34 protein-coding genes and 2 pseudogenes are annotated in these 24,434 nt (G+C 53.2%); 34 read left to right on the forward strand and 2 right to left on the reverse strand.

Going from position 1 to position 24,434, the window contains the following annotated elements:
- Nucleotides 1-161: 161 nt before the first annotated feature.
- The 11 genes from DBR02_RS26195 (at nt 162) to DBR02_RS26260 (ending at nt 8,315) form a co-directional block, all read left to right on the forward strand.
- Nucleotides 162-425, forward strand: coding sequence for a DNA polymerase III subunit theta (locus tag DBR02_RS26195; protein WP_040118459.1), 264 nt, complete (start codon nt 162-164; stop codon nt 423-425).
- A gap of 23 nt (nt 426-448) precedes the next feature.
- Nucleotides 449-769, forward strand: a complete 321-nt coding sequence (locus DBR02_RS26200; protein ID WP_040118460.1) for a hypothetical protein — start codon at nt 449-451, stop codon at nt 767-769.
- An 812-nt stretch (nt 770-1,581) separates the two neighbouring features.
- Nucleotides 1,582-2,139, forward strand: a complete 558-nt coding sequence (ssb, locus tag DBR02_RS26215) for a single-stranded DNA-binding protein (protein WP_102024089.1) — start codon at nt 1,582-1,584, stop codon at nt 2,137-2,139.
- A gap of 48 nt (nt 2,140-2,187) precedes the next feature.
- Entirely contained in the window at nt 2,188-2,436 is a 249-nt protein-coding gene (locus tag DBR02_RS26220) for a DUF905 family protein (protein WP_107535762.1), read from the forward strand.
- A 66-nt stretch (nt 2,437-2,502) separates the two neighbouring features.
- Entirely contained in the window at nt 2,503-4,503 is a 2,001-nt protein-coding gene (locus DBR02_RS26225; protein ID WP_107535763.1) for a ParB/RepB/Spo0J family partition protein, read from the forward strand.
- Nucleotides 4,504-4,543: 40 nt separating this feature from the next.
- Nucleotides 4,544-4,978, forward strand: coding sequence for a conjugation system SOS inhibitor PsiB (gene psiB / locus DBR02_RS26230; RefSeq protein WP_087744750.1), 435 nt, complete (start codon nt 4,544-4,546; stop codon nt 4,976-4,978).
- On the forward strand, nt 4,975-5,703 hold the full coding sequence (locus DBR02_RS26235; protein ID WP_107535764.1) for a plasmid SOS inhibition protein A: 729 nt from the start codon (nt 4,975-4,977) through the stop codon (nt 5,701-5,703). Before psiB ends, DBR02_RS26235 begins: the two co-directional genes overlap by 4 nt.
- Nucleotides 5,700-6,023 carry a hypothetical protein gene (locus tag DBR02_RS26240; protein ID WP_020314937.1) on the forward strand — a complete coding sequence of 108 codons (324 nt, stop codon included), beginning with the start codon at nt 5,700-5,702 and terminating at the stop codon, nt 6,021-6,023. Before DBR02_RS26235 ends, DBR02_RS26240 begins: the two co-directional genes overlap by 4 nt.
- 818 nt (nt 6,024-6,841) lie before the next feature.
- Nucleotides 6,842-7,069, forward strand: a complete 228-nt coding sequence (locus tag DBR02_RS26245) for a hypothetical protein (RefSeq protein ID WP_087744756.1) — start codon at nt 6,842-6,844, stop codon at nt 7,067-7,069.
- A gap of 91 nt (nt 7,070-7,160) precedes the next feature.
- Entirely contained in the window at nt 7,161-7,391 is a 231-nt protein-coding gene (locus tag DBR02_RS26250; protein ID WP_087744744.1) for a hypothetical protein, read from the forward strand.
- 48 nt (nt 7,392-7,439) lie between these two features.
- A complete protein-coding gene (locus DBR02_RS26260; protein WP_165758762.1) occupies nt 7,440-8,315 on the forward strand; it encodes a DUF4942 domain-containing protein in 876 nt (291 codons plus the stop codon).
- Nucleotides 8,316-8,701: 386 nt separating this feature from the next.
- Here the strand turns inward: DBR02_RS26260 and DBR02_RS27210 are convergent.
- Nucleotides 8,702-8,810 (reverse strand): annotated as a pseudogene (locus tag DBR02_RS27210) (hypothetical protein); the annotation flags it as partial.
- Between the two features lie 290 nt (nt 8,811-9,100).
- Here DBR02_RS27210 and DBR02_RS26280 point away from each other — a divergent pair.
- The 5 genes and pseudogenes from DBR02_RS26280 (at nt 9,101) to DBR02_RS26300 (ending at nt 11,256) form a co-directional block, all read left to right on the forward strand.
- Nucleotides 9,101-9,439 carry a hypothetical protein gene (locus DBR02_RS26280; RefSeq protein WP_022644945.1) on the forward strand — a complete coding sequence of 113 codons (339 nt, stop codon included), beginning with the start codon at nt 9,101-9,103 and terminating at the stop codon, nt 9,437-9,439.
- Nucleotides 9,440-9,494: 55 nt separating this feature from the next.
- Nucleotides 9,495-9,842: a hypothetical protein gene (locus DBR02_RS26285; protein WP_022644944.1), complete on the forward strand. Its 348-nt coding sequence runs from the start codon at nt 9,495-9,497 to the stop codon at nt 9,840-9,842.
- A 92-nt stretch (nt 9,843-9,934) separates the two neighbouring features.
- Nucleotides 9,935-10,081 (forward strand): hypothetical protein, encoded by a 147-nt coding sequence (locus tag DBR02_RS26290; protein WP_022644943.1) that lies wholly within the window; start codon nt 9,935-9,937, stop codon nt 10,079-10,081.
- 47 nt (nt 10,082-10,128) lie between these two features.
- Nucleotides 10,129-10,365: pseudogene (locus DBR02_RS27105) on the forward strand (N-6 DNA methylase); the annotation flags it as partial.
- A gap of 348 nt (nt 10,366-10,713) precedes the next feature.
- Nucleotides 10,714-11,256 (forward strand): antirestriction protein, encoded by a 543-nt coding sequence (locus DBR02_RS26300; RefSeq protein ID WP_022644941.1) that lies wholly within the window; start codon nt 10,714-10,716, stop codon nt 11,254-11,256.
- Between the two features lie 23 nt (nt 11,257-11,279).
- Here the strand turns inward: DBR02_RS26300 and DBR02_RS26305 are convergent, their stop codons facing one another.
- Nucleotides 11,280-11,762, reverse strand: coding sequence for a transglycosylase SLT domain-containing protein (locus DBR02_RS26305; protein ID WP_022644940.1), 483 nt, complete (start codon nt 11,760-11,762; stop codon nt 11,280-11,282).
- A gap of 444 nt (nt 11,763-12,206) precedes the next feature.
- Between DBR02_RS26305 and traM the strand changes: the two genes are divergently transcribed.
- From traM to traW, 18 genes are all read left to right on the forward strand, one after another.
- Nucleotides 12,207-12,596, forward strand: a complete 390-nt coding sequence (gene traM, locus DBR02_RS26310; protein WP_004197733.1) for a conjugal transfer relaxosome DNA-binding protein TraM — start codon at nt 12,207-12,209, stop codon at nt 12,594-12,596.
- A 238-nt stretch (nt 12,597-12,834) separates the two neighbouring features.
- Nucleotides 12,835-13,509, forward strand: a complete 675-nt coding sequence (locus tag DBR02_RS26315; RefSeq protein ID WP_004197737.1) for a hypothetical protein — start codon at nt 12,835-12,837, stop codon at nt 13,507-13,509.
- A gap of 191 nt (nt 13,510-13,700) precedes the next feature.
- The gene (locus tag DBR02_RS26320; RefSeq protein WP_032444506.1) at nt 13,701-13,865 is read left to right on the forward strand and encodes a TraY domain-containing protein; all 165 of its coding nucleotides are present in this window, start codon (nt 13,701-13,703) and stop codon (nt 13,863-13,865) included.
- A 61-nt stretch (nt 13,866-13,926) separates the two neighbouring features.
- Complete coding sequence (traA, locus tag DBR02_RS26325; protein ID WP_004194426.1) at nt 13,927-14,295, forward strand: type IV conjugative transfer system pilin TraA; 369 nt, start codon at nt 13,927-13,929, stop codon at nt 14,293-14,295.
- A gap of 13 nt (nt 14,296-14,308) precedes the next feature.
- Nucleotides 14,309-14,614, forward strand: coding sequence for a type IV conjugative transfer system protein TraL (traL, locus tag DBR02_RS26330; protein WP_004178059.1), 306 nt, complete (start codon nt 14,309-14,311; stop codon nt 14,612-14,614).
- A gap of 19 nt (nt 14,615-14,633) precedes the next feature.
- Nucleotides 14,634-15,200 carry a type IV conjugative transfer system protein TraE gene (gene traE, locus DBR02_RS26335; protein ID WP_004194424.1) on the forward strand — a complete coding sequence of 189 codons (567 nt, stop codon included), beginning with the start codon at nt 14,634-14,636 and terminating at the stop codon, nt 15,198-15,200.
- Nucleotides 15,187-15,927, forward strand: coding sequence for a type-F conjugative transfer system secretin TraK (gene traK / locus DBR02_RS26340; RefSeq protein ID WP_009309865.1), 741 nt, complete (start codon nt 15,187-15,189; stop codon nt 15,925-15,927). The genes traE and traK overlap by 14 nt, the downstream gene beginning before the upstream one ends.
- Nucleotides 15,927-17,351: an F-type conjugal transfer pilus assembly protein TraB gene (gene traB / locus DBR02_RS26345; protein ID WP_004194260.1), complete on the forward strand. Its 1,425-nt coding sequence runs from the start codon at nt 15,927-15,929 to the stop codon at nt 17,349-17,351. The genes traK and traB overlap by 1 nt, the downstream gene beginning before the upstream one ends.
- A 113-nt stretch (nt 17,352-17,464) precedes the next feature.
- Nucleotides 17,465-18,049: a type IV conjugative transfer system lipoprotein TraV gene (gene traV, locus DBR02_RS26350; protein WP_009309868.1), complete on the forward strand. Its 585-nt coding sequence runs from the start codon at nt 17,465-17,467 to the stop codon at nt 18,047-18,049.
- A 131-nt stretch (nt 18,050-18,180) separates the two neighbouring features.
- On the forward strand, nt 18,181-18,591 hold the full coding sequence (locus tag DBR02_RS26355; protein WP_009309869.1) for a hypothetical protein: 411 nt from the start codon (nt 18,181-18,183) through the stop codon (nt 18,589-18,591).
- Between the two features lie 4 nt (nt 18,592-18,595).
- Nucleotides 18,596-18,880: a hypothetical protein gene (locus DBR02_RS26360; RefSeq protein WP_107535765.1), complete on the forward strand. Its 285-nt coding sequence runs from the start codon at nt 18,596-18,598 to the stop codon at nt 18,878-18,880.
- A gap of 23 nt (nt 18,881-18,903) precedes the next feature.
- Nucleotides 18,904-19,128, forward strand: coding sequence for a hypothetical protein (locus tag DBR02_RS26365; protein WP_060598869.1), 225 nt, complete (start codon nt 18,904-18,906; stop codon nt 19,126-19,128).
- Nucleotides 19,121-19,432, forward strand: a complete 312-nt coding sequence (locus tag DBR02_RS26370; protein ID WP_107535766.1) for a hypothetical protein — start codon at nt 19,121-19,123, stop codon at nt 19,430-19,432. The genes DBR02_RS26365 and DBR02_RS26370 overlap by 8 nt, the downstream gene beginning before the upstream one ends.
- 66 nt (nt 19,433-19,498) lie before the next feature.
- Complete coding sequence (locus DBR02_RS26375; RefSeq protein ID WP_004197817.1) at nt 19,499-19,903, forward strand: hypothetical protein; 405 nt, start codon at nt 19,499-19,501, stop codon at nt 19,901-19,903.
- Nucleotides 19,904-20,279: 376 nt separating this feature from the next.
- Nucleotides 20,280-20,678 (forward strand): hypothetical protein, encoded by a 399-nt coding sequence (locus DBR02_RS26390; RefSeq protein ID WP_023179972.1) that lies wholly within the window; start codon nt 20,280-20,282, stop codon nt 20,676-20,678.
- Nucleotides 20,679-20,749: 71 nt separating this feature from the next.
- Nucleotides 20,750-23,389 (forward strand): type IV secretion system protein TraC, encoded by a 2,640-nt coding sequence (gene traC, locus DBR02_RS26395; RefSeq protein ID WP_107535767.1) that lies wholly within the window; start codon nt 20,750-20,752, stop codon nt 23,387-23,389.
- Nucleotides 23,389-23,778: a type-F conjugative transfer system protein TrbI gene (trbI, locus tag DBR02_RS26400; RefSeq protein ID WP_004197815.1), complete on the forward strand. Its 390-nt coding sequence runs from the start codon at nt 23,389-23,391 to the stop codon at nt 23,776-23,778. Before traC ends, trbI begins: the two co-directional genes overlap by 1 nt.
- Complete coding sequence (gene traW / locus DBR02_RS26405) at nt 23,778-24,404, forward strand: type-F conjugative transfer system protein TraW (protein ID WP_009309871.1); 627 nt, start codon at nt 23,778-23,780, stop codon at nt 24,402-24,404. Before trbI ends, traW begins: the two co-directional genes overlap by 1 nt.
- Nucleotides 24,405-24,434: the final 30 nt, after the last annotated feature.

A 24,434-nucleotide genomic window follows, 5' to 3' on the forward strand; every position in this document is an offset into this window, starting at 1 on the left:
CTGTCAGCCCGCGCGCAAAACCCTGGCAGGCTGCGCCTGCCGGAGAGAAACATCGCCGCGCCTTCGGCGCCGCTCGCTCTCTTCTCCGTTCTCAGTCGCTGAAGCCTGATAATGGGCGTATTATCCACAGTATCTTTCTGGAAAACGTTGCAGGTGCAGATTTGTCAAAATGGAATATCGCCTCATTCTCAAAAGACGAGCAGGACAAAGTCTCCGTCGATAAAGCAGCCGCCGCTGTTGCCTGGCAGGAACGCATGAACAAGCCTGTTGTTCACGAACTCGTTGAGCGGGAACAGCCCGAACATCTGCGCGAATATTTCCGTGAACGGCTCCGGGTGCATCGGCTGAACAGTCAGCAGCTGCCGCGCGCAAATGCGCCCGAATACCAGAAGCCGGAAGACGGTGGCGGTGAGAGTAAGCCTTAATTTTTTCCCAGGGAGGGACTGCGATGCGTATGTCTGTACTATTTGCTATCACGTGTTTGTTCAGCGCGTTTAATCTTGTATTTATGCCATTCCATCCCGTCATGATGTTATGGGCTTTCGGCCTCTCTGTCGCCTTCATTATTGTCAATATAATTGCCGACAGACTGCGTCTGTGGTCCGGTATTGCATGGGCGATGGCTGCCGCCGTCATCGTCGCTTTTATGCTTAATGGTGCAGAACCCAATGAAGAAAACCGGGTACTCATCAGTACATTCGCCTGTCTCGCCTCAGCATGGTATGCCGGGGTTCAGTTCAGAAAAGAGAAGAGAGAGTCTCTGTCCTGACCGGTATTCTTTCTGTCTCTGTCTCTGTCTCTGTCTCTGTCTCTGTCTCTGTCTCTGTCTCTGCCTCTGCCTCTGAATCTGAATCTGAATCTGAATCTGAATCTGAATCTGCTTCAGCTTCTGGCTTTGCCTCTTGCTGCTGTTGTTGATGTTGATGCTCTTCCTCTTCCTCTTCCTCATTTGCTTTTCACATAATCTGCCCCCGGACACCTTCGGCTCCCGACCCGCTGGCGCGGTTCAGTCGTCGAGCCACACTCCGCTAACCGCGAAAGGATGCGGTAAGCTCCGCCGAACCCGCCAGGCGGTTTCGGGCTATCGCTAGTGTCTGATGTCTGACGTCAACGGCAGGCTTGCAGCATCCCTGTCAGGATGCGCCGCCCTTTTACGCGCCGTCACCTGCGCTTTTCGCACCCCGGCAAACGGCCGCCGGGCTGTAAGGCGCAACGCCGTTTCGCGCCCGCGCGTTTCGTCGTTGCGGCGGGTTCCTGCTCATTCCTTGCCTGGTTTTTTCACCCCTTTGAGTCCTTTCGCCGGGGCTGAGACAAGCACAACCCGTCTTGCCGTCCATGCACTGCTGGCGCACGGCCATAAAAACTTTTTGCCTGAACCCGCAAAAACTTTTCACGTCCGGCATGGACGGCTTCACCGGGCCGTACTCGTTTACGCCCTTGCGGCGAACGGCTCTCAAACGGGTGAAGGTAACAACCAGCGGGCGCGTTCAGCAGGTCCCCGCAAAACGTCAAAACCGCGGCCCCGGCAACTCAACGGGTGATGGTTTTTAAAGGCAAAACAACAGAGTAAGGAGATTCATCATGGCAGCACGTGGCGTTAATAAAGTCATTCTGGTCGGGCATCTGGGGCAGGACCCCGAAGTGCGTTATATGCCCAACGGCGGCGCAGTGGCAAACCTGACGCTGGCCACGTCCGAAACATGGCGTGATAAGCAGAGCGGGGAACTGCGCGAAAACACCGAATGGCACCGTGTTGTCATGTTCGGCAAGCTCGCGGAAGTGGCGGGCGAATACCTGCGTAAAGGCGCGCAGGTCTACATCGAGGGCCAGATGCGCACCCGTAGCTGGCAGGACGATACCGGAGCCACGCGCTATGTCACCGAGGTGCTGGTCGGGCAGAACGGCACCATGCAGATGCTCGGCGGTCGTCGTGAGGGCGGTCCGACTGAGAGCGCCGCACCGCAGCAGCCCGCGCAGCCGCAGAGTCCTGCCGCCCCGGCTCAACCTGCTCAGGCTCCGGCTAAATCCCCGAAAGCGAAGGGCGGTAAAAAAGGCCGTCAGAGCGCTGCCCCGTCTCAGTTGCCTCCCCAGCCGTTCCCGGACGATTACCCGCTGACCGATGACGATGCACCCTTTTAAACCATGATGAGCACGCCCCGCTCAGGCGGGGCAGAAAAGGAGAAACACATGGACCACAACGTTTTGTCCCCCCTTGAATCCCTGCCGGATGGCACCTTCACCCGTAGTCAGGCGCAAGCGGTCGCGGCGCAGTATCAGAATGTGGCGATTGAAGATGACCAGGGGACCCATTTTCGCCTTGTCGTCCGTCATCAGGATGACGGCAGCCTGGTCTGGCGTGTCTGGAATTTTGAACCGGGCGGTGAGGCCCTGATGAACCGTTATATCCGGGACTACGGAGTACGCAAAACGCAGTAAGCGGTAAAAGGTGCCGGACAGGTCGGCTGTCCGGCAGACAATCATTAATACTGGAGGTATCCAATCATGTCAGTGACCGAGTCTAAAGCAAAAACCCCCGCGAAAACCAGTAAAAAAACGGTGAAACCTGCCGAATCCGCCGCCCTGAAAGCCGCGCTTGAGGCCGCACAGATTGAGATGGTGCCGCTGTCAGCACTGGTCAAATCCCCGCTGAACGTCCGTACTATCCCGTATCCGCCGGAGAGTGTGCGGGAAATGGCTGACTCCATTCTCGCGGTCGGCCTCATTCAGAATCTGGTGGTTCATACCCTGCCGGACGGTCTCTCGGGCGTGGCGGCGGGCGGTCGTCGTCTGGCGGCCCTGCAACTTTTACAGCGCGAGCAGCGCATCGATGCCGGGCATCGGGTCATCGTCAAGCGCGTCAGCGACGAACTGGCGGTGGTGGCCTCGATGGTCGAGAACAACAACCGGGTGGCGATGCACCCGGCAGAGCAGATTAGCGGATTCCGCACGTTGTCTGAGCAGGGCAAGACCCCGGCGCAAATCGGGGACCAGCTGGGCTACAGTTCGCGCCACGTCCAGCGCATGCTGAAGCTCGCCAGCCTTGCCCCGGAGCTTATCGCCCTGCTGGCAGAGAACACGCTCGATGTGGAGCAGTGTCAGGCGCTCAGTCTGGAAAGTGACCCGGCGCGTCAGATACAGGTATATGAGCAGGTGAAGGCTTCATACAGCAACGCTCCGGCCCATCTGCTGAAACGCGCCATCACGGACACCGAAATATCGGTTCGCGACGCCCGCTTTATGTTTGTCGGTCGCGAAGCGTATGAGGCTGCCGGGGGCAAAGTGCGTGAGGACCTGTTCAGCGCTCAGGAGGGCGACGGAACGGCAGACGGGGTGCTGGTCGGGCGTCTGGTGCAGGAGAAGCTGGAGTCCGCCGCGCTGGCTGTTGAAATGCAGGAGGGCTGGTCATGGTCACTGGCACGGGAAGGGGCGGTGCGGAACTACGGTGACGACCGGGAACATTATCTGGTCCTGCCGGAGCCGGAGGGCGAACTCAGCGCTGACGAGCAGCATCGTCTCGATGAACTGTACGCCACGCAGGAAGCCACGGCGACGTATGAGGACGAAGCCGCGATTCAGGTGCTGATTGACGAGATTGAAGATGCAGCATCGATCCGGGCATGGACACCGGAGCAGAAAGCGGCCAGTGGCGTGGTGGCCAGCCTGAGTGACGGCGAGCTTCGTATCCAGCGCGGGGTGCAGAAGAAGGTGCAGGCGGCGGTCGCTGACGGGCAGGAAAGCACGGGTACTCAGGCCTCCCTGCATGTGGTGAGCCGCAGTACCCCGGATGCGGCAGAGGGTATCAGCCTTCCGCTCCTGAAAAAAATGTCGTCCGAGAGAACGCTGGCGGTGCAGGCGGAACTGGTCAGACAACCACAGAAAGCCGTGGCCCTGATGGTCTGGCGGCTGTGCAGTTGCGTGTTCCACTACTGTATCACCACCCGGCACCCGTTCGTGATGAATCTCGGGGTTCACCACAGCAGCCTCACCAGCGAAGCCCCGACCGGAGAAAACGGTCAGGCATGGCAGTCTCTGATGCAGGAGAAAGCCCGTCTGGAGGCGCTGCTGCCGGAGGGATGGAAGAACGATTTCACCACCTTTTTTGCCCTCGACGGACAGACCCTCATGTCGCTGATGGCTTTCTGTACCGCCTGTTCGGTGGACGGCGTCCAGACCCGCGAACACGGGCATACCCGCCGCAGTGACCTTGACGGTGTCGAGGCGGCACTCGGGTTCCACCTGCGCGACTGGTGGCAGCCAACGGCGGATAACTTCCTCGGGTTACTCAGCAAAAATCAGATTGTGGCGGCGCTGAACGACGCCGGACTGACCGGGGCCGCCTCGGATGCTGAAAAAATGAAGAAAGGCGATGCCGCCAGTCACGCCGAACAGTGGCTCTCCGGGACCCGATGGGTGCCGGGATGGATGCAGTCCCCGGATGCTGCAACGCCGGAAGAAGCAGCCTCCACGCCTGACACTGACGAACCCACCTCACACGCTGCCTGATAACGGAGACGCCGCCCTGCGGGGCGGCGATAAGGAGACGATGATGCGCAATATTATTACCCCCGAAGTCCTGAAAACCATGATCCCACAGGAATACGAAGACTGGCGCGAAGGAGGGGAGGATTTGCGCCGCGAACTGACCCATGCCGTGATGCGTGACCTGAACTGCCCTGATAACTGGGACATGAACGGGGAGTACCGCAGCGAGTTCGGGGGCTTTTTCCCGGTACAGATCCGCTTCACGCCTTCACACGGTAACTATCATCTCGCCGTGTGCAGTCCCGGCGATATCTCTCCGGCCTGGATGGTGGTGTTTGTCCCGGCCAGCGGTCGTCCGTTCTCGGTTATCAGCACGCTGTCGGACTGGTCGCCGGAAGCCATCAGCCACACGCTGAGTCTGGTTGCCCGGCTCGATGCCGATGGCTACAGTCAGGCCAGCATCATCAGCATGCTGGTCATGGAGGGCGCACAGTGAACGCATCAACAACGTCTCTGGTGACCCTGAAGCCAGCCCGACAGGCAGCGCTGCAGGCGGTCCTGTCGGTGGAGGAATCCCGCCGTCTCGGTGCGCGTCTGCCCGCCATGCCACACGTGCGCACCTTCCTGCGTCTGCTGACCGGGAACAGCCGCATGAACACGACCGTGGCACAGCGCATTCCCGGCCTCAACTGGGACCCGAAGCATCGCCTGAGCAGCCTCAAACAGGTGGAGGAGGCGCTCGACGCACTGATTGCCAGCCACGGGGAGTGCTGTCCGCTGCCGCTGCCGGTGGATGTGCAGGCTGAACTGTTCCCGGAGGTGCTGCACACCCGGACTGAACGCCGGTTGCAGCGCAGAAACATCGCGTTCACCCGCAGGATGCGCCGGGAGGAACGGACGCTGGCGCATCACTGGCGGTTGCGGCAGAACCTGCTGGGGCAGGCCGTCACGGAGCTGAACTTCCAGTCGCCGGAGACGGTCAGCAGCTGGTACCGCCGGTGGGCCGAAGAGTTTGACGCGCGTGAGCTGGAGCCGGCTTTCTGGCACTGGCGGTCGCGGTTTGCCTCGCTGGCCTCCCTGGACTGGCTGCGTGACGCTGGTGAGCCGGTGTACGGGGTCATTCATGAAATCGGCTTCATTGTGCGTGACACCCCGGAGGCTGTGCGTCAGGCAGAGCGCTGGCAGGTGCCGAACAAGCTGACGGACCGGAGGCGGGGATGAAATGGCGTTACTCTCTGCGCTGGAAATTACCATCACCGTGTCCCGGTCCGCATGAACTGGCATCCGAAGTGGTGGAGGCCGGACAGCCTGCGCCTGAATCCATTATGTCGCGCTGGGTGGCGGGCGCCGGGTATGCGGTGTGCGTGGATTTTCCCGATGAGCGGCAGATTAAGCGCTGGAGCGATGAGCGCAAAGCCGCTGCGCGTCGAAGGAATCTTGAGCGTCGGGTCAACAGGATGGCGCCCCTGTTTGCTGAGGAACTGATTGAGAGGGAGCTTGAGGGGCGACCAGACTATTTCCGGGGAAAATCTCAGACCTGAATCGGGTGAGGTCCGGTTCAGGCGCGCATCGGTGTGGAGCCTGCAACGTCTGAAAGAAAAAAGCACAACGATGGATAAAAAGAGGGGCGCTGACGCGCTCCTTTTTATCCTGTCACTGTATTATTGACCTTAAATCCTTTGTCTCCCTGATACGGTTTTCTGACAGGGTGAGTATCTCCTGCTGCTGCTTTCTCTCTTCTGATATGTCTTTCTGACAGGCCAGACCCGCGGACACCTTCGGCTCCCGACCGCTGCGCGTCCGGTCGTCGGGCCACACTCCGCTAACCGCGAAAGGATGCGGTAAGCTCCGCCGAACCCGCCAGGCGGTTTCGGGCCTGCCGGCTAGTGTCTGATGTCTGACGTCAACGGCAGGCTTGCAGCATCCCTGTCAGGATGCGCCGCCCTTTTACGCGCCGTGGCCTGCGCTTTTCGCACCCCGGAAAACGGCCGCCGGGCTGTAAGGGGCAACGCCGTTTCGCTCGTCGCGCCCCGTCGTTGCCGGGGTGCCTGCCCTGGTGTTCCGTGCGCCCTTTCACCGTTTAAGACCCTTCGCCCGGGAATATCCCGCCACAAACCGCCTGGCTGTCCAGTACCGCTGATGCTCTCCGGCGACATTTTTTGCCGAAAACCCGACAAATAATGTCGCCTCCGTACCGGACATCTGCACCGGCCCGTGTCTGTTCTTTCCCGTTGCGGCGAAGGTTCTCAAACGGGTGAGGTTCACAACCTGGAAACAACCGGCAGCCACCCCACGAAACGTCAACACCGCGACGAATGAAACTCAACGGGTGATGTTCTTTAAAAATCAGGAGGAAAAAATGCAGACACAGGCGATGCGTGTTTATCAGATCACATTTACCGGACGCGACGCAAAAGGCGTTATCCCGATGTTTACCCGCGTGAATGCCATGACCGGAAAGGGCGCGATTAAGGCGTTTATTGAGCGTTACAAACCTGTTCAGGGCTGGTTTCTGGGCGATCCCGAAGACATTACCGACAACGTGCAAAAGGAGGCAGAAGAAGCAGAACGTAACGCGCAGAAATGAAAAAAGCCGGGTAAACCCGGCTTTATCCACGCCGCAGAAATCTCGACCAGGAGTTTTGCGGCTAATCGACACTAACTAAGGCGTGTAGATTATGACCACAACTATTGTTTCACCTTCCACAGAGGCTGTAAAGCCCCGCCGTCATTCCCGCATCCCCCGCGTCGATATTCCCGCGCCGGAAATTGACCCCACGCTCAGGGCATTCGGACGGCATATCGCAAAAAGCATACGCAAGGGGCGCGGCGTTCACATCCCCGCGATGAAAAACGCCGATTTTGGTCAGGTGCTCCGCACCCTCGAACTGACACGCGCCTTTAACTAACCAGGTGAGCCGCTCCGAAAGGGGCGGCAACAGCAGCAGGAGGACATCATGAATCACACCACCACACAGGCGGTCAGCGTCGACATTACCCCCCACGGCGGCGCGGGAGAGGTCATCCCGTCTTTGCCCGTCGAGCGCATTGTGGCGCAGCGTAACAGTGGCGTGGCGGCTTTTCTGGAAGCCATAAGGCTGCTGCGCGAGGCGCAGAAACTCATTTTTGAAGCATCCGGGCGCGGGTGGATCTCCGGCATGACCGACATCATCGAACGCAGCCTGTCAGCCGACCGCAGCACCACGCGGGAAGCCGCCTTAAAACGCAGTATCTGCCGTTATGCCGATCGCGACATCTGGACGCGCCTGATGAATGACACGGGCATGTTTACGCTGATGAGCGAGGCGCAGCGCAAGGCGTGGGATACGCAGCTCTACAGCGACGACTGCCCCGAAATCACCCTCGACAACGTGATCGCCACGTTCCGGGCGCTTAACGCCAGCAAGGTGGCCACGTTTGAGCAGGGTGTGATCGACGTGTTCCGCAACCTCTCATGGGACTATAAAACGCATAACCCGTGCCTGCTGGGAAAGAAAATTATTATTGATGGTGTCCTGGATAATCATCGCGGGCTGTATTTTTCTGTGCGCACGTATGCACAGAACCGCATCGATGACCTTGCCCGCCCGTTCTGGTTACTCGACGGAAAGACCCTACCCGATAATCGCGTCTCCGAGGGGGCAAACCTGAGCGCGTTTATCAGCCAGGGCGGCGCGGCGAGTGTGGGCGAGGTGTTCGCGTGTGAGTATTTCACGGTACGCACATACAAAAAAGGCTCCGCGCACGTCACCTTTACCCGGCCCGACCTCGTAGAGAAGGTGAACGACATTATCGCGCGGCACTATCCGGGGGCGCTGCCGCCGGTGGTCTGATGCACTGGCGGGGGACTCCTTCCCCCGTCACTGTCTGACAGTCCGCCAAAAACCCGCCTGCGGCGCGTGGCAGGGCTGCGCTGACGCGCCGCCACGGCCACTCTTTCACAGGGAAAATATCCTTTTCCCGTACTCGTTCTGACTGTTCCGCTGATATCTTCCCCTGTTCCATTCTCTCTTCTGCTGTTTCTTTCTGACAGGCCAGACCCGGGGACACCTTCGGCTCCCGACCCGCTGGCGCGGTTCAGTCGTCGAGCCACACTCCGCTAACCGCGAAATGACGCGGTAAGCTCCGCCGAACCCGCCAGGCGGTTTCGGGCCTGCCGGCTAGTGTCTGATGTCTGACGTCAACGGCAGGCTTGCAGCATCCTTGTCAGGATGCGCCGCCCTTTTACGCGCCGTGGCCTGCGCTCCCTGCATCCCGGCAAACGGCCGCCGGGCTGTAAGGGGCAACGCCGTTTCGCTGCCGCTTCTCCGACGTTGCGGCGGGTTCCTGCTCTTTCCTTACCTGGTGCCGTTTCACCCCTTTGAGTCCATTCGCCGGGGCTGAGACAAGCACAGTCGCTGTCAGCCGTCCAGGGTAAATGACACGCGGTAAACCGCGCCCTGGACATCTGCCATCGCCGGTGCTCGTTTACGCCCTTGCGGCGAACGGCTCTCAAACGGGTGAAGGTAACAACCAGCGGAGCAGAGCAGCAGGTCCCCGCAAAACGTCAAAACCGCGGCCCCGGCAACTCAACGGGTGAGGGTTTTAAAACCTTAAAGTCAGAAAAAGGAAAACATTTATGAATACTCGCATCGTTCATTCCATATCGTCCGTTCTGCGTACTGATGGCTTTGTGCGCAATATCCACGCCGCTAACCCGTTCGATGTTATCCGCGCCGATGTGGTGCTTGCGCGCATCGAGAAAGAGGCAGGGCGCTGCTGCGGGATGCATTACGAGCTGTATCAGGCGCGCGTGCTGGGCGATGCGCTGGATTATCTGGACGCGCTGCCGCTGAAAGACCGCCCGGTGTTGATGGGCGCGGCGGCAAAACGCGGGTATCTGCTGACATTAGCCGAAGAAGAGCACGCGCAGGAAGCCCGTGATGTGCTGATGAGTGAACTGGCGGCAAACGAGTAGACAACCCCGGATGGCGGCATGTTGCTGCCACCTCTTACCCCTGAAGGAGAAAACCATGCACTTACACCTCACCGAATCCTCAGCCCGTCCGGGAATGCAGGTCACCGCCGAAGCCGAGCGTGAATACTGGCTGAGTCGCCAGAAAGCGGCGGTGAAAGCGCCCGCTGAAATCGACGTTCACGCCTTCCACGACGCGCTGGGCCTGATGTACCCGCTCAACTGGTCAACGAGTGATAACGGCGTCTGGGAGACGTTCATGCTGCAGGAGATGGTCTGCGGTGACGTGACAGAGATTTATGCCCGCTGCGGAGCCAGATATTTCCGGCTGCGGGATGTGTGCAACCTGAGCCATGCGCAGATTAAAACGCGCATTAAGGAGGGATTTAACCTGACGCAGAAATGAAAAAAGCAGGCTTACGCCTGCCCTTTCACGCCGGATTTTAACGCCTCAGAAACGATGAATCTGGCTTATCAAAATTAACAGAGGAAAAATCTATGAATTTCGACCCGCAAATCGTCGCACAGGCGAACGCGTTTGTAAATGCCCTGCGCAGTGGTAAACGCGCCCGAGTTCCGGCCCTGAAGCTGGAGTACTGGCAGCAGTTTATGACTGTGGTTTACGCTGGCCTCGGCCTCGCGTGATGTGAAAAACGCCGCCCCTTTGGGGCGGCATTACCGGAGATAACGTCATGTCACAGCTGAGTTTTGCCGATTTTTTTAACATGGCCAGAGAAAGCGCAGATAATCCCCCTGTGATTCAGGTCAGGGCGCAGGTCGCGGAAGTGGTGCCTTCTGTTCAGAGAATGATGAGTGAGCAGCACAGCCGGAGCCGCTTTATCCGCGTGTTTAAAGACACGGGCCGCCATCTGGGACGCTGGGAGGTGTTCAGTGATTTTCTGTCACTGGCCGCCAGCGAGCTGTCTCTGCCCTGCCGGGTTTCCATCCTGACGCAAATTCAACATCGCGCTTGCTGCATCCTTATCAGGATGCGCCGCTTTCACCGTGGCGATAAATACCCGCCACTCTTCAGGCCGGAACGTGAATTCGGTAAAGACCGAATTGACGTTCCGGGTTGTGTGCATGCTCAGCCCCGCGCTATATCGCCCGACATCATCTTTTCGCGGAGGGCGGCTTTTAGCATCCGTCGTGGCGAAAATAAAGGGGTGTATAAACGCTTCGCGCCCCTTTATTTCCTCCCCGTCGGCTGCAAATTGCCCTTTGCCGCTCAGTGATGAAGTCGAACGATTTAATAAACCGCAAAGGAGACATTCAGCATGCACACAATAAACGTCAACCCCAACGTCAACACCGCCACTCGTGAATCAGACGAACAATTTAAAACAGACAAATATCTGCGTTATGCCGTCACCGATGGCGATGAGCGTCTGGATTTTATCCCGGCCCTCTTTTTTACGCCGTCAGCCTATAATATGGCGGCAGGCTGGTTACGCCAGCATTCGGATTACGATGGCGGATTCTGGTCTTACTGGATTATTCCGCAGGGTGTCGGCGGGAATATTACCCCAGGCCGCATTCAGTTCATCACCACGCAGACCGGGTACATTGCACCTGAAGGGGAGCAGCGTTACAGGATGCATATCCCCGGAAACTATTTTGAGGGTGAAGTCAGCGCCGATGCAGCAGGAATTATTGCTACACTAATGATTATGAACTGGCTGTCATGGCAGGTGGCGGATATGGGGCCGGAATATGCCCGAGTCTGTAAACATCTGGTTTCCCGTCAGGATGCGCTGAAAGATTATATCAGCATTATTCATCATCCCGAACGGCATTTAATCTGGCGGGCGATTGATTAATCATACATCTGAAAAAAAAGACCTCATTCATGAGGTCTTTCGTTTTTAACCGCCCGGGATTGTCCGGCGTTTTTATTTGCCTTGATGGCCCGGTATACAGCCTCAATCTTTCTCGCATATGCCAGTCGCCGCATCGCCTGTCTGTCCGTTCTGCGAAATCCCGCGTTGTAGGCGCCGACCGCCTCCCAGCTGACGCCCCACTTCTTAAACGCCAGCGCCAGATAATACGCACCGGTATAAATATTCAGGCAGGCATCCGTCAGAAGATGTTCCGGTTTAATACCGAACTCCGATAACCGGGCATGGTGCTGCGAATCGATCTGCATCAGTCCGGCACCGTATCCTGTTCCCGGATTTTTACCGATGGCATTCACCACCCACTTCGATTCTTGCCATGAAATAGCCCGGAGCAGATCCGGATCAATCCGGTAATCCCGTCCCGCCAGATCAAAACAATCCGTGGCCCATACAGGCGTGGATATTAATAACAGGGCAGCAAACGCCATTTTTTTTCTCAAAAGACTCCCTCCGGGCCGATTCCTTTAAATACGTTAACCCAGACCAGAACCAGACTCAACAAATATGCACTCCTCACCACAAAATCACCACACACTACGCAAAATTAAAATTTTGCAGATTGGTATTTGGAAACAGTGAGTTATGAGGGGTTAAGTTATTTAATTTAATATAAGCTAATACATATATGAATTGGTGGTGATTCACTAGTGATTCATAAACAAGTCAATTGTAAATTGAGTGCGATTCATGATATTAAAATCAGGTGGTTGAGATGAATTGACTTGTAATTCAATTCGTGATGTGATTTGCTTAATGAATTACAAAATTAAAGCTTGGTTTATGATTCGATTCATGAATTGAATTGTTAGGAGTTCGATTGTTCTGGAATCTGAAAAATAAGTAAATGTTTTAATTTTAATAAGGAGAGCGAGATGGGTAAAGTGCAGGCCTACCCCAGTGATGAGGTGTGTGAGAAAATTAATGCGATTGTAGAAAAACGCAGAATGGAGGGGGCTAAAGATAAGGATGTCAGCTTTTCAAGTATATCGACAATGCTACTTGAGTTAGGCTTACGTGTTTATGAGGCTCAGATGGAACGTAAAGAGTCTGGTTTCAACCAGATGGCATTCAACAGAGCATTACTTGAAAGTGTTGTGAAAACACAATTTTCAGTGAATAAAATTCTGGGTATTGAGTGTCTGAGTCCTCATGTTAAAGATGATCCACGGTGGCAATGGAAGAGTATGGTTCTGAATATCCAGGAGGATGTTCAGGAAGCCATGCGAAATTTTTTTCCTGATGAAGATGCTGAGGGAGAGTAATTTAAGATTTTACGTAATAATGAAGCTGATAGTGTTAGTTTGCAGGAAATCATTCATTGTATATGTGATTATTCTAAGGATGGTTTAAAATTCAGTGTAAAGATCTGCTCATATTAGATGATTTTGTTGAGTGTAGGTTTTATAATTGGGATGTAGTTTAAAATTTAAAAAACATTGGTGTAGAGAGATGAGAGCTCTCTACACCAACTATCCATAGAAACCTTCTAAGGAGGCACCTATGTGTGCGATGGATCGTAGTCAAATCATGGTGTACAGTCAATCGGAAATCATCAATCATCTTGAGGATTTGCTTTCAATCTCATCAAGTCAATCCTTCGTACGCGATGCTCAAGGGGAGTTAATTTATTTGAGTCCTCCTTTTGAAAGAACTGTCCTGAATGGCAATGAATTAAACATATGGTTTTCATCTATCCCAGTTAATGTTCGGTTAGACTTGTTTAACGCCGAGCTGAATTCTTTATCAGGAATGGGACCATTTGTTTTTAAGAACGTTAAATCAATAGGTTGTTTGCTAACAATATTAATTGAATGCATCTCAGTCAATAATGTTAAATTTGTGCGATGGGTGTTTTTTTTAGAATCCACGAATTTTTTATCTTTGGGTGACGAATATTTTCGGGCCTCTGTGGAAATTGATGATATCTTTTGTATGAGAAAGAAAGTGGATTTAGATTTCTGGAAGGTATTTAATTTGTATGCATATGGGTTTACGATATCAAAAATTTGTAGCTCTACAAAATTGACTGAAGACAAGGTGAAGAAACTAATAAGGAAAATTAAAACTGATTGTTTTGTAAGTGACAGGGATTACTTAGGATTGTTGGTATTGAATACATTTAATTATTGTCAGCTTGCTTTTAATGTAATTAAGATTCTATCTGGTAAATGTTAATGTTATGTTAATTGCGCGCACTTTTAGTGCGCGCAATTGTGAAAATAATTTACTCAATATTCCTCCATGATTTATTTACTTTTTACTTTGCCAATGTAAAATTTTTTAAGAGTTGGTAATCTTATTTTGGAGGTCGATTGGAAAGAGCGATTAGGAGTAACGCACGACCTGCGCCTGGAAAAAATGTGCTTTTGAAACTGGATGAAGAGACGAATCGTCGACTCATCAAAGCAAAAGACAGAAGCAGAAGAAGTAAAACATCCGAGGCCTATTTGAGGCTGAAAGATCATCTTGAGCGGTTTCCGGACTTTTATAACTCAGAACTAACCGTACCAGGAGGTGAGCAGGAAGTGTGATTTAACATCATAGTCATAAATCTGTTTTATATATCAACCATTCTTTTTAAAGGAAATAAATATGAATGCTGTATTAAGTGTTCAGGGCTCTGCTGTCTCTGAAAAAACCAAACCGTCTTTTATGTCCCGCGTTTTCAATAAAAAGAAAGCCCTGAAAGTCGCTAAAGTTGCGCTGCCGGTTGCTGCTGTGGCGGCGTTCTTCCCGGATGCTGCGATGGCCACCACCACGGCAACCGACCTGATGAAGTCCGGGGATGCGACCGTTAAAGGCACGTTTGGTAAGCAGTCCAGCGTCGTCAAATGGGTGGTTCTGGCAGAAGTTGTCGCCGGCGGCATCATGTACATGATGACCAAAAACGTGAAGTTCCTGTTTGGCTTCGCGATTATTTCCACCTTTATCACCATCGGTATGTCGGTCGCCGGTTACTGACAGGAAGCACGTGATGACGGGAGACGAATTAAAGCGATACCGTTTCCCGGAAACACTGACTAACCAGTCCCGCTGGTTTGGCTTATATCTCGATGAACTTATCCCGGCCGTGATTTGTCTCGGCTGGGGTTTCTGGACCAGCAAGTTCATTTTTGGTATGGCTGCAGCGGCACTGGTTTTCTGGGGTATCAAGAAACTGAAAAAAGGGCGGGGCAGTTCCTGGCTACGCGACCTGATTTACTGGTATCTGCCAACCTCCCTTCTTAAAGGTTTCTTTCATGATGTTCCGGACTCCTGTTTCCGGCAGTGGATTAAATAAATCAACGGGGAAATAACATATGGAACATGGTGCCAGACAAAATACCACCCGCGTTATCGCTGTGGGATTTATCAGTCTGGGGACGCTCCTGACCCTCAGTCTTGCGACCAATATTATCCAGGGCATAAATAATTACCGTCTTCAGACAGAACAGAAAGTGGCAGTGACACCGATGTTATTCAGTGCCCCCTTTGCGGTGTCTCAGAACCAGGCTGACGCCTCTTATATTGAGCAGCTGGGCCTGTCCTTTGTTGCCCTGCGTCTGAATGTCACGCCGGAAACGGTTGATGCCCAGCATCAGCAGCTACTCCGGTATGTATTACCCGCCTCGCAGAACAGCCTCAAGGTCCAGCTGGCTGAAGATGCGAAACGCATTAAAGACAATAACGTTAATGCCACCTTTTATATGACGTCGATCCGTGCCTGGCCGGCAGAGAACCGCGTGGATATCCGGGGTGAGCTGAAAACGTGGATTGGGGATTCCAAACCCTACAGTGAAATTAAAAGCTATGTAATTCAGTTCAGTCGTGTCGATGGTGTCAGCTGGCTGGCGCGTTTTGGAGAAATAAATAATGAAAAAAATTAACCCGTTATTTATTTCAGGCTGTCTGCTGTTGGCCGCCCCCGCGATGTCCGCGACCCTCAGCGGTACGCTGGCGCCGACAGTGGTCCCCCTGACCAATGGTGGTCAGGCAAATATTGCCGTGAGTAACACCGACCCGAATCTGTTCACAGTACCTGGAGATCGCATCACGGCGATAAACAGCCTGGACGGTGGCCTGACAAACCAGGAGCAGACCGACAGCGGCGGTGCCATTCTGGCGACCGTCAGTAAAAAACCATTCACCTTCATTGTGGAAACCGAACGCGGGCTGAACTTCTCCATTCGTGCCGTGCCCCGTGCGGGCTCAGGCCGGACAATTCAGCTGGTCAGCGAGCTGGCGGGTACCCCCGGTCCGGCAAAAGCCTGGGAAGAGTCGAACCCCTATGAATCGTTACTGGTTTCGCTTAATCGCGCCGTGCGCCAGGGCAGCGTACCCGATGAGTATCAGTCTGTCCCCGTCACCTCTGAAGTGCTGCAGGTGCCGGCTGGTCTGCGCGCCACTGCCGACAGGGTCTGGGTCGGCCACCACCTGAAAGTCGTCCGTTACAGTCTGGATAACGTCTCCCGGTCGCCCCGTATGGTGCGTGAAAGCGATTTCTGGCAGCCCGGAACACGTGCCGTCATGTTCAGTACCCCGGCGGGCCTGCTGACTGCCGGTGGTCGCATGCAGATCTGGGTCACGACGTCAGATGAAGGAGTGAAGCGCTGATGGCCAACTTCAACACGCTGATCAAACGTAAGCAATATATCTGGCTGGGACTCATTCTGGCGGGCGGCGCGGCAGCAGTCGGAGGCGGGCTGTATCTGTCAGATCTGAACATGAGCTCTGATGAGGAAGCCCCGGCTCAGGGCGAACCCGCACCGGATATGACCGGGGTGGTCGACAGCAGCTTCAACAGTAAGGTGGAGCAGCACGCGACAACAGAAATGCAGGCGACTGCCGCTGATCTCAACAAGCGTTTTGACTCCCTGCAGGGGGAAGTGGACCTACTGAGTAAGGCGCGAACCGCCGACCAGATACGTATCGACAAGCTCAGCAGTGACAATGAAGCCATGCAGACTCAGCTGAAGGCGCTGGGCGTGAAACCGGCTGTCTCTGGTGGCGAGCCCGCGCCGACTCCTCCGTCACCGCCACCCGGTCCGGAAGGGGAGCCGCAGCCAGCCAGTTATCCGCCGCAAACCGGCGCCGCGGTACCGCCTCCGACGGCATTCTATCCGGGGAATGGTATGACACCGCCGCCGCAGGTCAGCTACCAGTCTGTACCGGTACCAAACCAGATACAGCGTAAAACGTTCAGTTACGACAAAGGAAAAAAAACGAAGTCATTGCCGTACATTCCGTCGGGGAGCTTTGCAAAAAGTATGCTTATCGAGGGGGCAGATGCCAACGCGTCTGTTACCGGGAATGAATCAACTGTACCGATGCAGTTGCGTATCACTGGTCGCGTGGAAATGCCAAACAGCAAAACCTACGACCTGACAGGGTGTTTTGTGGGCCTTGAAGCCTGGGGCGATGTCTCCAGCGAACGCGCCATTGTCCGTACCCGCAATATCAGCTGTATCAAAGGTGATAAAACCATCGATCAGCCCATTAACGGCCACGTTTCCTTTATGGGGAAAAACGGGGTTAAGGGAGAGGTGGTGATGCGTAACGGAAAAATCCTCGGCTGGGCATGGGGGGCCGGTTTTGTTGACGGGATTGGTCAGGGCATGGAACGGGCTTCACAGCCGGCTGTTGGCCTGGGGGCAACCGCATCTGTTGGCGCCGGTGACGTTCTGAAAATGGGGGTCGGCGGTGGTGCATCTAAAGCTGCGCAGACGCTGAGCGAGTACTACATCAAAAGGGCCGAGCAGTATCACCCGGTCATTCCGATTGGTGCCGGCAACGAAGTGACCGTCGTGTTCCAGGATGGATTCCAGCTGAAAACGATTGAAGAGCTGGAAGCGGAAAAGAACGGGCAACAGCAGGCTCAGAATCAGGAGGCGGAGCCGGCACCGCAGGCTGATGCCCATCATCAGTCAGGCGGCGGTATGAACGGATTCAATACTGACGAGATGCTGAAGAAGCTGGGCAAACTTGATCCGCGGGAGTTCTCTCCGGGCGCAGCGCCGCAGGGGGAAAATAATGGCTAAGTCTCTTATTACGGCTGCCCTGTCAGCGCTGAGGGTAATTACACCGGGCAATTAAGGCAAATAACCCAATCAGGATGAACCTGAAAAATAACCGATAAATAGCGAGAAATATCATGAAGGAATTAATGCTGTTAATTCCTCTGGGCGGCGCTTTGCTCTTAACCGGGTGCGCGGGCACAGAGACTGAATTTCAATGTAATGCCACGACGTCGGATACCTGTATGACGATGGAGCAGGCAAATGAAAAAGCGAAGCTGAAAGAGGAACGCAGTGATGCAAAGCCGGCTGCGGCCGGGTTGCCACAACTGGCTGAGGGTAATTTCAGAACCACGTCAGTGAATTCGTACCCGTTGCCGCCACAGTCCAACCTGACCCAGGCCAGAGTGGCCGCGGAGAAAGATCGAGCACGTGCAGTGTACCTAAATAATCCAACGGCAAAGAATGAGGCAACATATTTCGAAACCGAGAAAAGGCTCCAGTCTTTGCCGGTAGTGAAAATGTCTTTACCAGTAGTGGCGTCAACGTTTACGTCACCGTCAACACCGCCAGGTAATTTTCCCCGGCCATTAAGAAAAGGGGAGGAGACAACGTCATTGTGGATAGCGCCGTATGTGGATGCAGATGATGTATATCACCAGCCAGCAACGGTTCTTTTTGTCGTGACACCATCGGCGTGGGGACAACCTCGCCTTAATTGATTCACAGCGCCATTACTGGCGCTGCAGTAAGTTTACATTTCTGAATTATAACGAGTGCCCTCTGCGTTGAAAGGGATGGGCGGTAGCGTGTGAACTTAAAACTGATTACGAAAAATGAAAGGATTTCGAAAGTGACTGAGTCAATTAAATATCTCTGGATGCTTTTGTGCGAGGAATCGTCATATATTTTTATGTTGATGCTGATTGTTGGCACTGCCGCAGTTATGTCTTTCTTTTTACAGCGGTTGTTTGTGTCCTGGTGGGGTAAGTCAATCATTCTGATAATGTGTATTGTCGTCGCGATAACAGAAGTGTTTGTCTTTATTGAGCCTGAGTCAACATACAAACAGATTCAAACCAATAAACAGAATGTCATCTATACCCTGAAAAACTGCAGAGTCTCCGCATTTGAAGCACAGCAGGCAGGGTTTCTGGCTAAAGCAAAAGATGCCTGGTCTTGCCCGGATGGCGTAACACGGTATATGGATGTGAAATACAGGGATAAGACAGAGGTTAATAAACTTCGCACGGAAGGTAAGTAACGTTATGGATGAATTATTCAAATGGCTGCTTGCTTTTGTATTTTCAGTATATCTCTTGCTGTTTGTATTCAGTAATGACCCTGTACCAGAAGCGCTCGCACACCACTGGACTCATGACTGCCGCTTGCTGGAGAAGAATATTGATAAAGGTTTATTGTCTCCCACGCAAAACCGGCTTCAGTGTGGTGATGTCATTGAAAATGTCAGTGCAGATGAGTATGAAAAGGCGATAAGCGGGAATAAGCCGGTTACCTTACAGGAGTTAATCGAAGAGATATTCAGTCGTTAATATATAAACAGGGGCAATAAAGTATGCATGCCTTTATTTTTCTGGTGCTGATGACGCCGAGTAGTGGCGGTGGGATTTGGAATGTTTCTCCCATGCCTAATACAGATGTTTGCATAAAAATGCTACGGGTACTCGAAGCACGTGGAGGAAGAGGTTACGGAAGTAATACAGGAGAGTGCATTGAAATTAAAACCCGCGAGCCTTTGAACAGCGTGATGGAAACATTGAGTGAGGGTGTAAATGGCTGAATACCAGTTAAGTTTTGATGGTTTTGTACGACTTTTTTTTGCAATGGCAATCATTATCTGTGGTTACGGCTATGTAATTATTGGTGTTTTTGTAAGAGATACGCTTGCCTGTATTTTAATGTTGTTTGGGCTTACAGGTCTCAGTGCTTTATTTTCTTTCATGGTATTCATGGATAAAAACATGTGGGCCGGCTCTCCTGATTTGACGCTGTCAGTAATAACGGGATTTTTTACAGCCACAGTCATCTTTTATATGTTTTATGTCTTGATTTATTCCTTTGAACGGATGGGGGCAGGTGAATAGTAAGACCGATGGTCAGTATTAACAATCTCACGTTATTTGAAAGTATGCAGCATAAGGAATAAGAAAGTGAAAGCGTACTATATACTCGGACATAACGTTGCATGGCTTAACGGTATATGCCTGATTCTTTTTGTTATTGGTGTGGTCGGTGCGCTGGCTATGGTTGCCATCCCTGAAAAATTCAATCTTCGAGTTAACAGAGGCGATACATTCATATACTGTGCGCTTATAGCGGTGGTTGGGTTTTCCGGGATGTTCGTTATCTCCATTCACTCATTTTCGATGGATGAACTTGAAGCAGGTAGACACTGGAAAGATGACTGCCGGACACTTGAGGTAAACATGCCGACAGGCGCTTTTACCAGCCCTGTTAATAAACTGGACTGTGATGGCATCATCATTAATGTGCCTGGTGGGCAGTATTATTCCTATATCCATCAGTGGGAATTATATAAAGCTAACTCAAAATGAAATGCTGATTAACAAACTGGATTGACCGGTAGGGATGGAACAATGGAAAGACAGCAAGAAATTGGCCAGCAATTTGGTTTTTTGATAGTTCTTCTTTTAATTGTGTTAACTGGGTATTTTTTTTGTGCAGTATATTGAAGATTCTCGCGATATGCAGCCCGCCACTCCAGAACAACTGCAAAGTATTATTCATTAGACACCTTGTGCAGGTGAGGCGTTACGTTTAGCAATTCAAACTAACACAGGCACTTCGTCAGAGCCATTAACTTTCGGTGACGCAAAAAAGATGGCATCAGAATGCAAGTATAAAGAAGAGATTAAAGCAGTACGTGAAAAAAACTTAACGCACTGAACGCTATGAGCAAATAATCAGGGGATGGATATGATGCTGTTTCTTCGAAAGTACGGATTTTTGTTTATACCTCCAGTCTACTGGCTCATCTATCTGGGAGCCAGACTGACTTACAATGGACTGGCAGGAGAGTTTTCTCCTGATTTCTTTCAGGGTATTCGACATGAAGGCGTCTATATTATCTGTAGTTTGTGTGTATTTTATTTTTTCTGCTTAGAGGTAGAAGTTGGTGATGGGGAGTTCTCAGCGAACATTCTGTTCCTGATTGTTTTCTTTCATGTGGTTTTATTATTTATCACTCTGCTTGTTTGTCTGTGGCAAGGGGAGGTGTTGTTGGATTCGATCTTTATGGGTCAGATTATTGCCTCCATGTGTTTATTGTTTTTTATTCCAGTGCTTTCCATTATAAGAAGGAGTTTCTAGTGCGGATATGAATATTCTTCTTGCCATTTATTACCCTTGTTATTTTGAAATGCTCTTAAAGGAACGCCCGCATGAGTAATAACATCATCGATGCCGTCACCCAGGCAGTGAATTCACTGGTATCAGCACTGAAACTGCCCGACGAATCCGCGAAAGCCAATGACACGCTGGGCAGCATGAATTTCCCCCAGTTCAGCCGTATTTTGCCCTATAAGGATTATGATTCCGCGACCGGGCTGTTTATTAATAACAAAACCATCGGTTTTATGTTTGAGGCGCGTCCTTTACCCGGTGCGGATAAAAGTATCGTCGCCACACTGGAGCATTTACTGCGCAGCAAACTTCCCCGGGGCGTCCCGGTCAGTTTTCATCTGGTCTCCAGCAAACTGGTCGGCAATGATATCGACTACGGTCTGCGTGAATTCCGCTGGAGCGGTAAACAGGCTAAAAAGTTTAACGCCATCACCCAGGCCTACTATCTCCGGGCAGCGGAGACGAAGTTCCCCCTGCCTCCTGCACTGGATTTACCCCTGACGCTGCGTAACTACCGCGTGTACATCTCCTGCTGCGTGCCCCGGAAGAAAAACTCCACCACGCAAATTGTGGAGATGGAGAACCAGATTAAAATCCTGCGGGCGTCACTGGGCGGTGCCTATATTCCGACGCGTATCCTTGATGCTGCCGGGCTGGTCGAACTGATGCGCGAGCTTATAAACCCGGACCCGCACGAGATGTACCGCGTACCGTATAAGCTGGACCCCTATCAGGATCTGAACTATCAGTGTGTCGATGACAGCTTTGATATGCAGGTCACCGCCGGTCATCTGAAAATTGGCCGCCTGGGGCGTGACGGGAAAGAGTGCGTAACCCGGGTGACGAGCTACCATCTGGAGAGTGATCCGGAAATGGCCTTCCTCTGGACCTCCGCGGATAACTACGCCAACCTGCTTAACCCGGAGCTCTCCATTTCCTGCCCCTTTGTCATTACGCTGACGCTGATGGTGGAGGACCAGGTGAAGACCCAGAATGAAGCCAACATGAAATTCATGGACGTGGAGAAGAAAAGCAAAACCTCCTACGCGAAGTTTTTTCCGAACGTGATAAAAGAAATGCAGGAGTGGGGCGATATCCGCCAGCGACTGGCGACCAACCAGACCTCCCTGGTGTCCTACTTCTTTAATATCACCACGTACACCGCAGACAGCACAGAGGCCTCTCTCGCCGCTGAACAGCAGGTGCTCAACAGCTACCGTAAAGGCGGTTTCCAGCTGATCCCGGCCCGCTACCATCACCTGCGTAACTTTCTGGCCATGATGCCGTTCAAGTGTGGTGAGGGCCTGTTTAAAGAGCTGCAGGCGGCAGGCGTGGTGAAGCGGGCGGAGACGTTCCAGGTGGCTAACCTCCTGCCGATCGTCGCTGACAGCCCGCTGGCGCCGGCGGGACTCCTGGCGCCCACCTACCGAAATCAGCTGGCGTTCATCGACCTGTTCTACGAGGGAATGAACAATACCAATTTCAACATGGCAGTCTGCGGGACGTCCGGGGCGGGTAAAACCGGTCTGATTCAGCCCCTCATTCGCAGTGTGCTCGACTCCGGCGGGTTTGCCTGGGTGTTCGACATGGGCGATGGCTATAAGTCCCTGTGTGAAAACATGGGGGGCGTATACCTCGATGGCGATACCCTCAAGTTTAACCCGTTCGCCAACGTGCTGGATGATGCTCACTTCGACATGTCAGCAGAACGTATACGCGATCAGATGTCTGTCATGGCCAGTCCGAACGGCAACCTCGATGAAGTCCATGAAGGCCTGCTTCTGCAGGCAGTGCAGGCGGCCTGGTTAAGCAAGCGTAATCATGCACGCGTTGATGACGTAGTGCAGTTTTTACAGGACGCGAAGGACAGCGATGAATATGCTGATTCCCCAACAATCCGGGGCCGTCTGGACGAGATGATAATCCTGCTCGATCAGTACACGGTAAATGGGATCTACGGGGACTATTTCAACTCAGATACACCAACACTCCACGATGATGCCCGGATGGTGGTACTGGAGCTCGGTGGCCTGGAGTCGCGGCCATCTCTGCTTATCGCTGTGATGTTCTCATTGATTATTTACATCGAGAACAGGATGTATCAGTCACCGCGTGGCCTGAAAAAACTGAACGTCATCGATGAAGGCTGGAAGCTCCTTGATTTCAAGAATGAAAAAGTGGGTCAGTTCATCGAGAAAGGCTACCGTACCGCGCGTCGACATACCGGCGCATACATCACCATCACGCAAAATATCGTGGACTTCGATTCCCCGACCGCATCGAGCGCTGCACGCGCTGCCTGGGGGAACTCGTCATACAAGGCCATTCTGAAACAGTCAGCGAAGGAATTTGCCAAGTATAACCAGCTGTACCCGGATCAGTTCAGCAAGCTGGAGAAAGACATGATTAACGGCTTCGGTTCGGCCAAAGAGCAGTGGTTCAGCTCTTTTATGCTGCAGGTGGAAGCGAACTGCTCCTGGCACCGCCTGTTCGTCGACCCGCTCAGCCGGGCGATGTACTCCTCAAAAGGCCCGGATTTTGAGTACATGAAAGCTCGCCGGCAGGAGGGGGTCGATATCCACGATGCGGTGTACGGCCTCGCGTGTCGCAACTTTAAAGACGAAATGGCAGAGCTTGAAGCCCGAATACCGGTGAATGACATGGAGGATAAACAGTGATGAAAAACAACACCGAACAGCCGGTCAGTACGAACTCTCATACCTTTCGCCGGATACCTGTCATCGTTGCTCTCGTGCTTTTCGCCCTGGCAACCAGCGCGTTTCTCTCACGCGTGGTTCTGGAGTACTCCACACCGCGGGTGGTGGCTTTTGATATGAAGAAGACGCTCGACAGCTTTATGGACAGTGTCAGTCAGAAGCAGCTGACAGAAGCGCAGTCAAAAGCGCTCTCTGACCGGTTTAACGACGCGCTGGAGAAGAGTCTGGCGGAGTATCAGCAGCAGCATCATGTGGTCATTCTGGTTTCACCTGCCGTGGTTCAGGGCGCGCCCGATGTGACCCGCAACATCCAGCACGACATTGCCCGCCGGATGAAAGGAGAACAGTAATGATACGACTGAAAGACTGTCTGCTCGCCGCCTGCCTGGTATCGCCGCTGACTCAGGCGGCTGATCTCGGTACCTGGGGGGATTTATGGCCCGTCCGGGAGCAGGACATGCTGCAGCTCATCACGCAGCGTCTGCAGTCACTGCAATCCTCTGGCCAGTGGGACCAGACGATGGATGCGTTTAAGCAGCGGGTTATCGAGAACAGTCAGCGCCCGGCACCGGTGGAGGGCATTAAGCGTGCGGAGAAATACGAGCAGCGCTGGTTTGATCCCAGCATCCGCCTGACCGAAGACCTGAAGGACAATGAGGGGCGGGTGTTTGCCCGCAAGGGCGATGTGGTGAACCCGCTTAAAACCGTACCGTTTGTCCAGACCCTGTACTTCATCAATGGAGACGATGCCGACCAGCTGGCCTGGATGAAGCGTCAGGTGCCGGAAACCCTGATGAGCAAAATTATCCTGGTGCGTGGCAGTATCCCGGACACCTCCGCAGCGCTGGACAGCCGGATCTATTTCGACCAGAACGGCGTACTGAGCAAGCGATTTGGCCTGACGGCGGTCCCGGCGCGGATCACGCCGGCGCCCTCCGGTGAACGGCTGAATATTGAGGTGTTTCCCGTCCGTTGACCCGTACGATTCCGAATTACGATTATTTGT

Source organism: Enterobacter cloacae complex sp. (assembly GCF_900322725.1).
Lineage (GTDB): Bacteria > Pseudomonadota > Gammaproteobacteria > Enterobacterales > Enterobacteriaceae > Enterobacter > Enterobacter quasihormaechei.

Bases quoted from the DNA above. Each gene is read 5' to 3' on its own strand.
- DBR02_RS26220 (WP_107535762.1), top strand. From the start codon at position 2,188: ATGGACCACAACGTTTTGTCCCCCCTTGAATCCCTGCCGGATGGCACC.
- traE (WP_004194424.1), top strand. From the start codon at position 14,634: ATGGAACATGGTGCCAGACAAAATACCACCCGCGTTATCGCTGTGGGA.
- traC (WP_107535767.1), top strand. From the start codon at position 20,750: ATGAGTAATAACATCATCGATGCCGTCACCCAGGCAGTGAATTCACTG.
- ssb (WP_102024089.1), top strand. From the start codon at position 1,582: ATGGCAGCACGTGGCGTTAATAAAGTCATTCTGGTCGGGCATCTGGGG.
- DBR02_RS26360 (WP_107535765.1), top strand. From the start codon at position 18,596: ATGGATGAATTATTCAAATGGCTGCTTGCTTTTGTATTTTCAGTATAT.
- traV (WP_009309868.1), top strand. From the start codon at position 17,465: ATGAAGGAATTAATGCTGTTAATTCCTCTGGGCGGCGCTTTGCTCTTA.
- DBR02_RS26225 (WP_107535763.1), top strand. From the start codon at position 2,503: ATGTCAGTGACCGAGTCTAAAGCAAAAACCCCCGCGAAAACCAGTAAA.
- DBR02_RS26315 (WP_004197737.1), top strand. From the start codon at position 12,835: ATGTGTGCGATGGATCGTAGTCAAATCATGGTGTACAGTCAATCGGAA.
- DBR02_RS26280 (WP_022644945.1), top strand. From the start codon at position 9,101: ATGAATACTCGCATCGTTCATTCCATATCGTCCGTTCTGCGTACTGAT.
- traK (WP_009309865.1), top strand. From the start codon at position 15,187: ATGAAAAAAATTAACCCGTTATTTATTTCAGGCTGTCTGCTGTTGGCC.
- DBR02_RS26250 (WP_087744744.1), top strand. From the start codon at position 7,161: ATGACCACAACTATTGTTTCACCTTCCACAGAGGCTGTAAAGCCCCGC.
- traB (WP_004194260.1), top strand. From the start codon at position 15,927: ATGGCCAACTTCAACACGCTGATCAAACGTAAGCAATATATCTGGCTG.
- DBR02_RS26200 (WP_040118460.1), top strand. From the start codon at position 449: ATGCGTATGTCTGTACTATTTGCTATCACGTGTTTGTTCAGCGCGTTT.
- DBR02_RS26245 (WP_087744756.1), top strand. From the start codon at position 6,842: ATGCAGACACAGGCGATGCGTGTTTATCAGATCACATTTACCGGACGC.
- DBR02_RS26290 (WP_022644943.1), top strand. From the start codon at position 9,935: ATGAATTTCGACCCGCAAATCGTCGCACAGGCGAACGCGTTTGTAAAT.
- DBR02_RS26370 (WP_107535766.1), top strand. From the start codon at position 19,121: ATGGCTGAATACCAGTTAAGTTTTGATGGTTTTGTACGACTTTTTTTT.
- traL (WP_004178059.1), top strand. From the start codon at position 14,309: ATGACGGGAGACGAATTAAAGCGATACCGTTTCCCGGAAACACTGACT.
- psiB (WP_087744750.1), top strand. From the start codon at position 4,544: ATGATGCGCAATATTATTACCCCCGAAGTCCTGAAAACCATGATCCCA.
- DBR02_RS26390 (WP_023179972.1), top strand. From the start codon at position 20,280: ATGGATATGATGCTGTTTCTTCGAAAGTACGGATTTTTGTTTATACCT.
- DBR02_RS26305 (WP_022644940.1), bottom strand. From the start codon at position 11,762: ATGGCGTTTGCTGCCCTGTTATTAATATCCACGCCTGTATGGGCCACG.
- DBR02_RS26285 (WP_022644944.1), top strand. From the start codon at position 9,495: ATGCACTTACACCTCACCGAATCCTCAGCCCGTCCGGGAATGCAGGTC.
- DBR02_RS26260 (WP_165758762.1), top strand. From the start codon at position 7,440: ATGAATCACACCACCACACAGGCGGTCAGCGTCGACATTACCCCCCAC.
- DBR02_RS26365 (WP_060598869.1), top strand. From the start codon at position 18,904: ATGCATGCCTTTATTTTTCTGGTGCTGATGACGCCGAGTAGTGGCGGT.
- traA (WP_004194426.1), top strand. From the start codon at position 13,927: ATGAATGCTGTATTAAGTGTTCAGGGCTCTGCTGTCTCTGAAAAAACC.
- traM (WP_004197733.1), top strand. From the start codon at position 12,207: ATGGGTAAAGTGCAGGCCTACCCCAGTGATGAGGTGTGTGAGAAAATT.
- trbI (WP_004197815.1), top strand. From the start codon at position 23,389: ATGAAAAACAACACCGAACAGCCGGTCAGTACGAACTCTCATACCTTT.
- DBR02_RS26300 (WP_022644941.1), top strand. From the start codon at position 10,714: ATGCACACAATAAACGTCAACCCCAACGTCAACACCGCCACTCGTGAA.
- traW (WP_009309871.1), top strand. From the start codon at position 23,778: ATGATACGACTGAAAGACTGTCTGCTCGCCGCCTGCCTGGTATCGCCG.
- DBR02_RS26240 (WP_020314937.1), top strand. From the start codon at position 5,700: ATGAAATGGCGTTACTCTCTGCGCTGGAAATTACCATCACCGTGTCCC.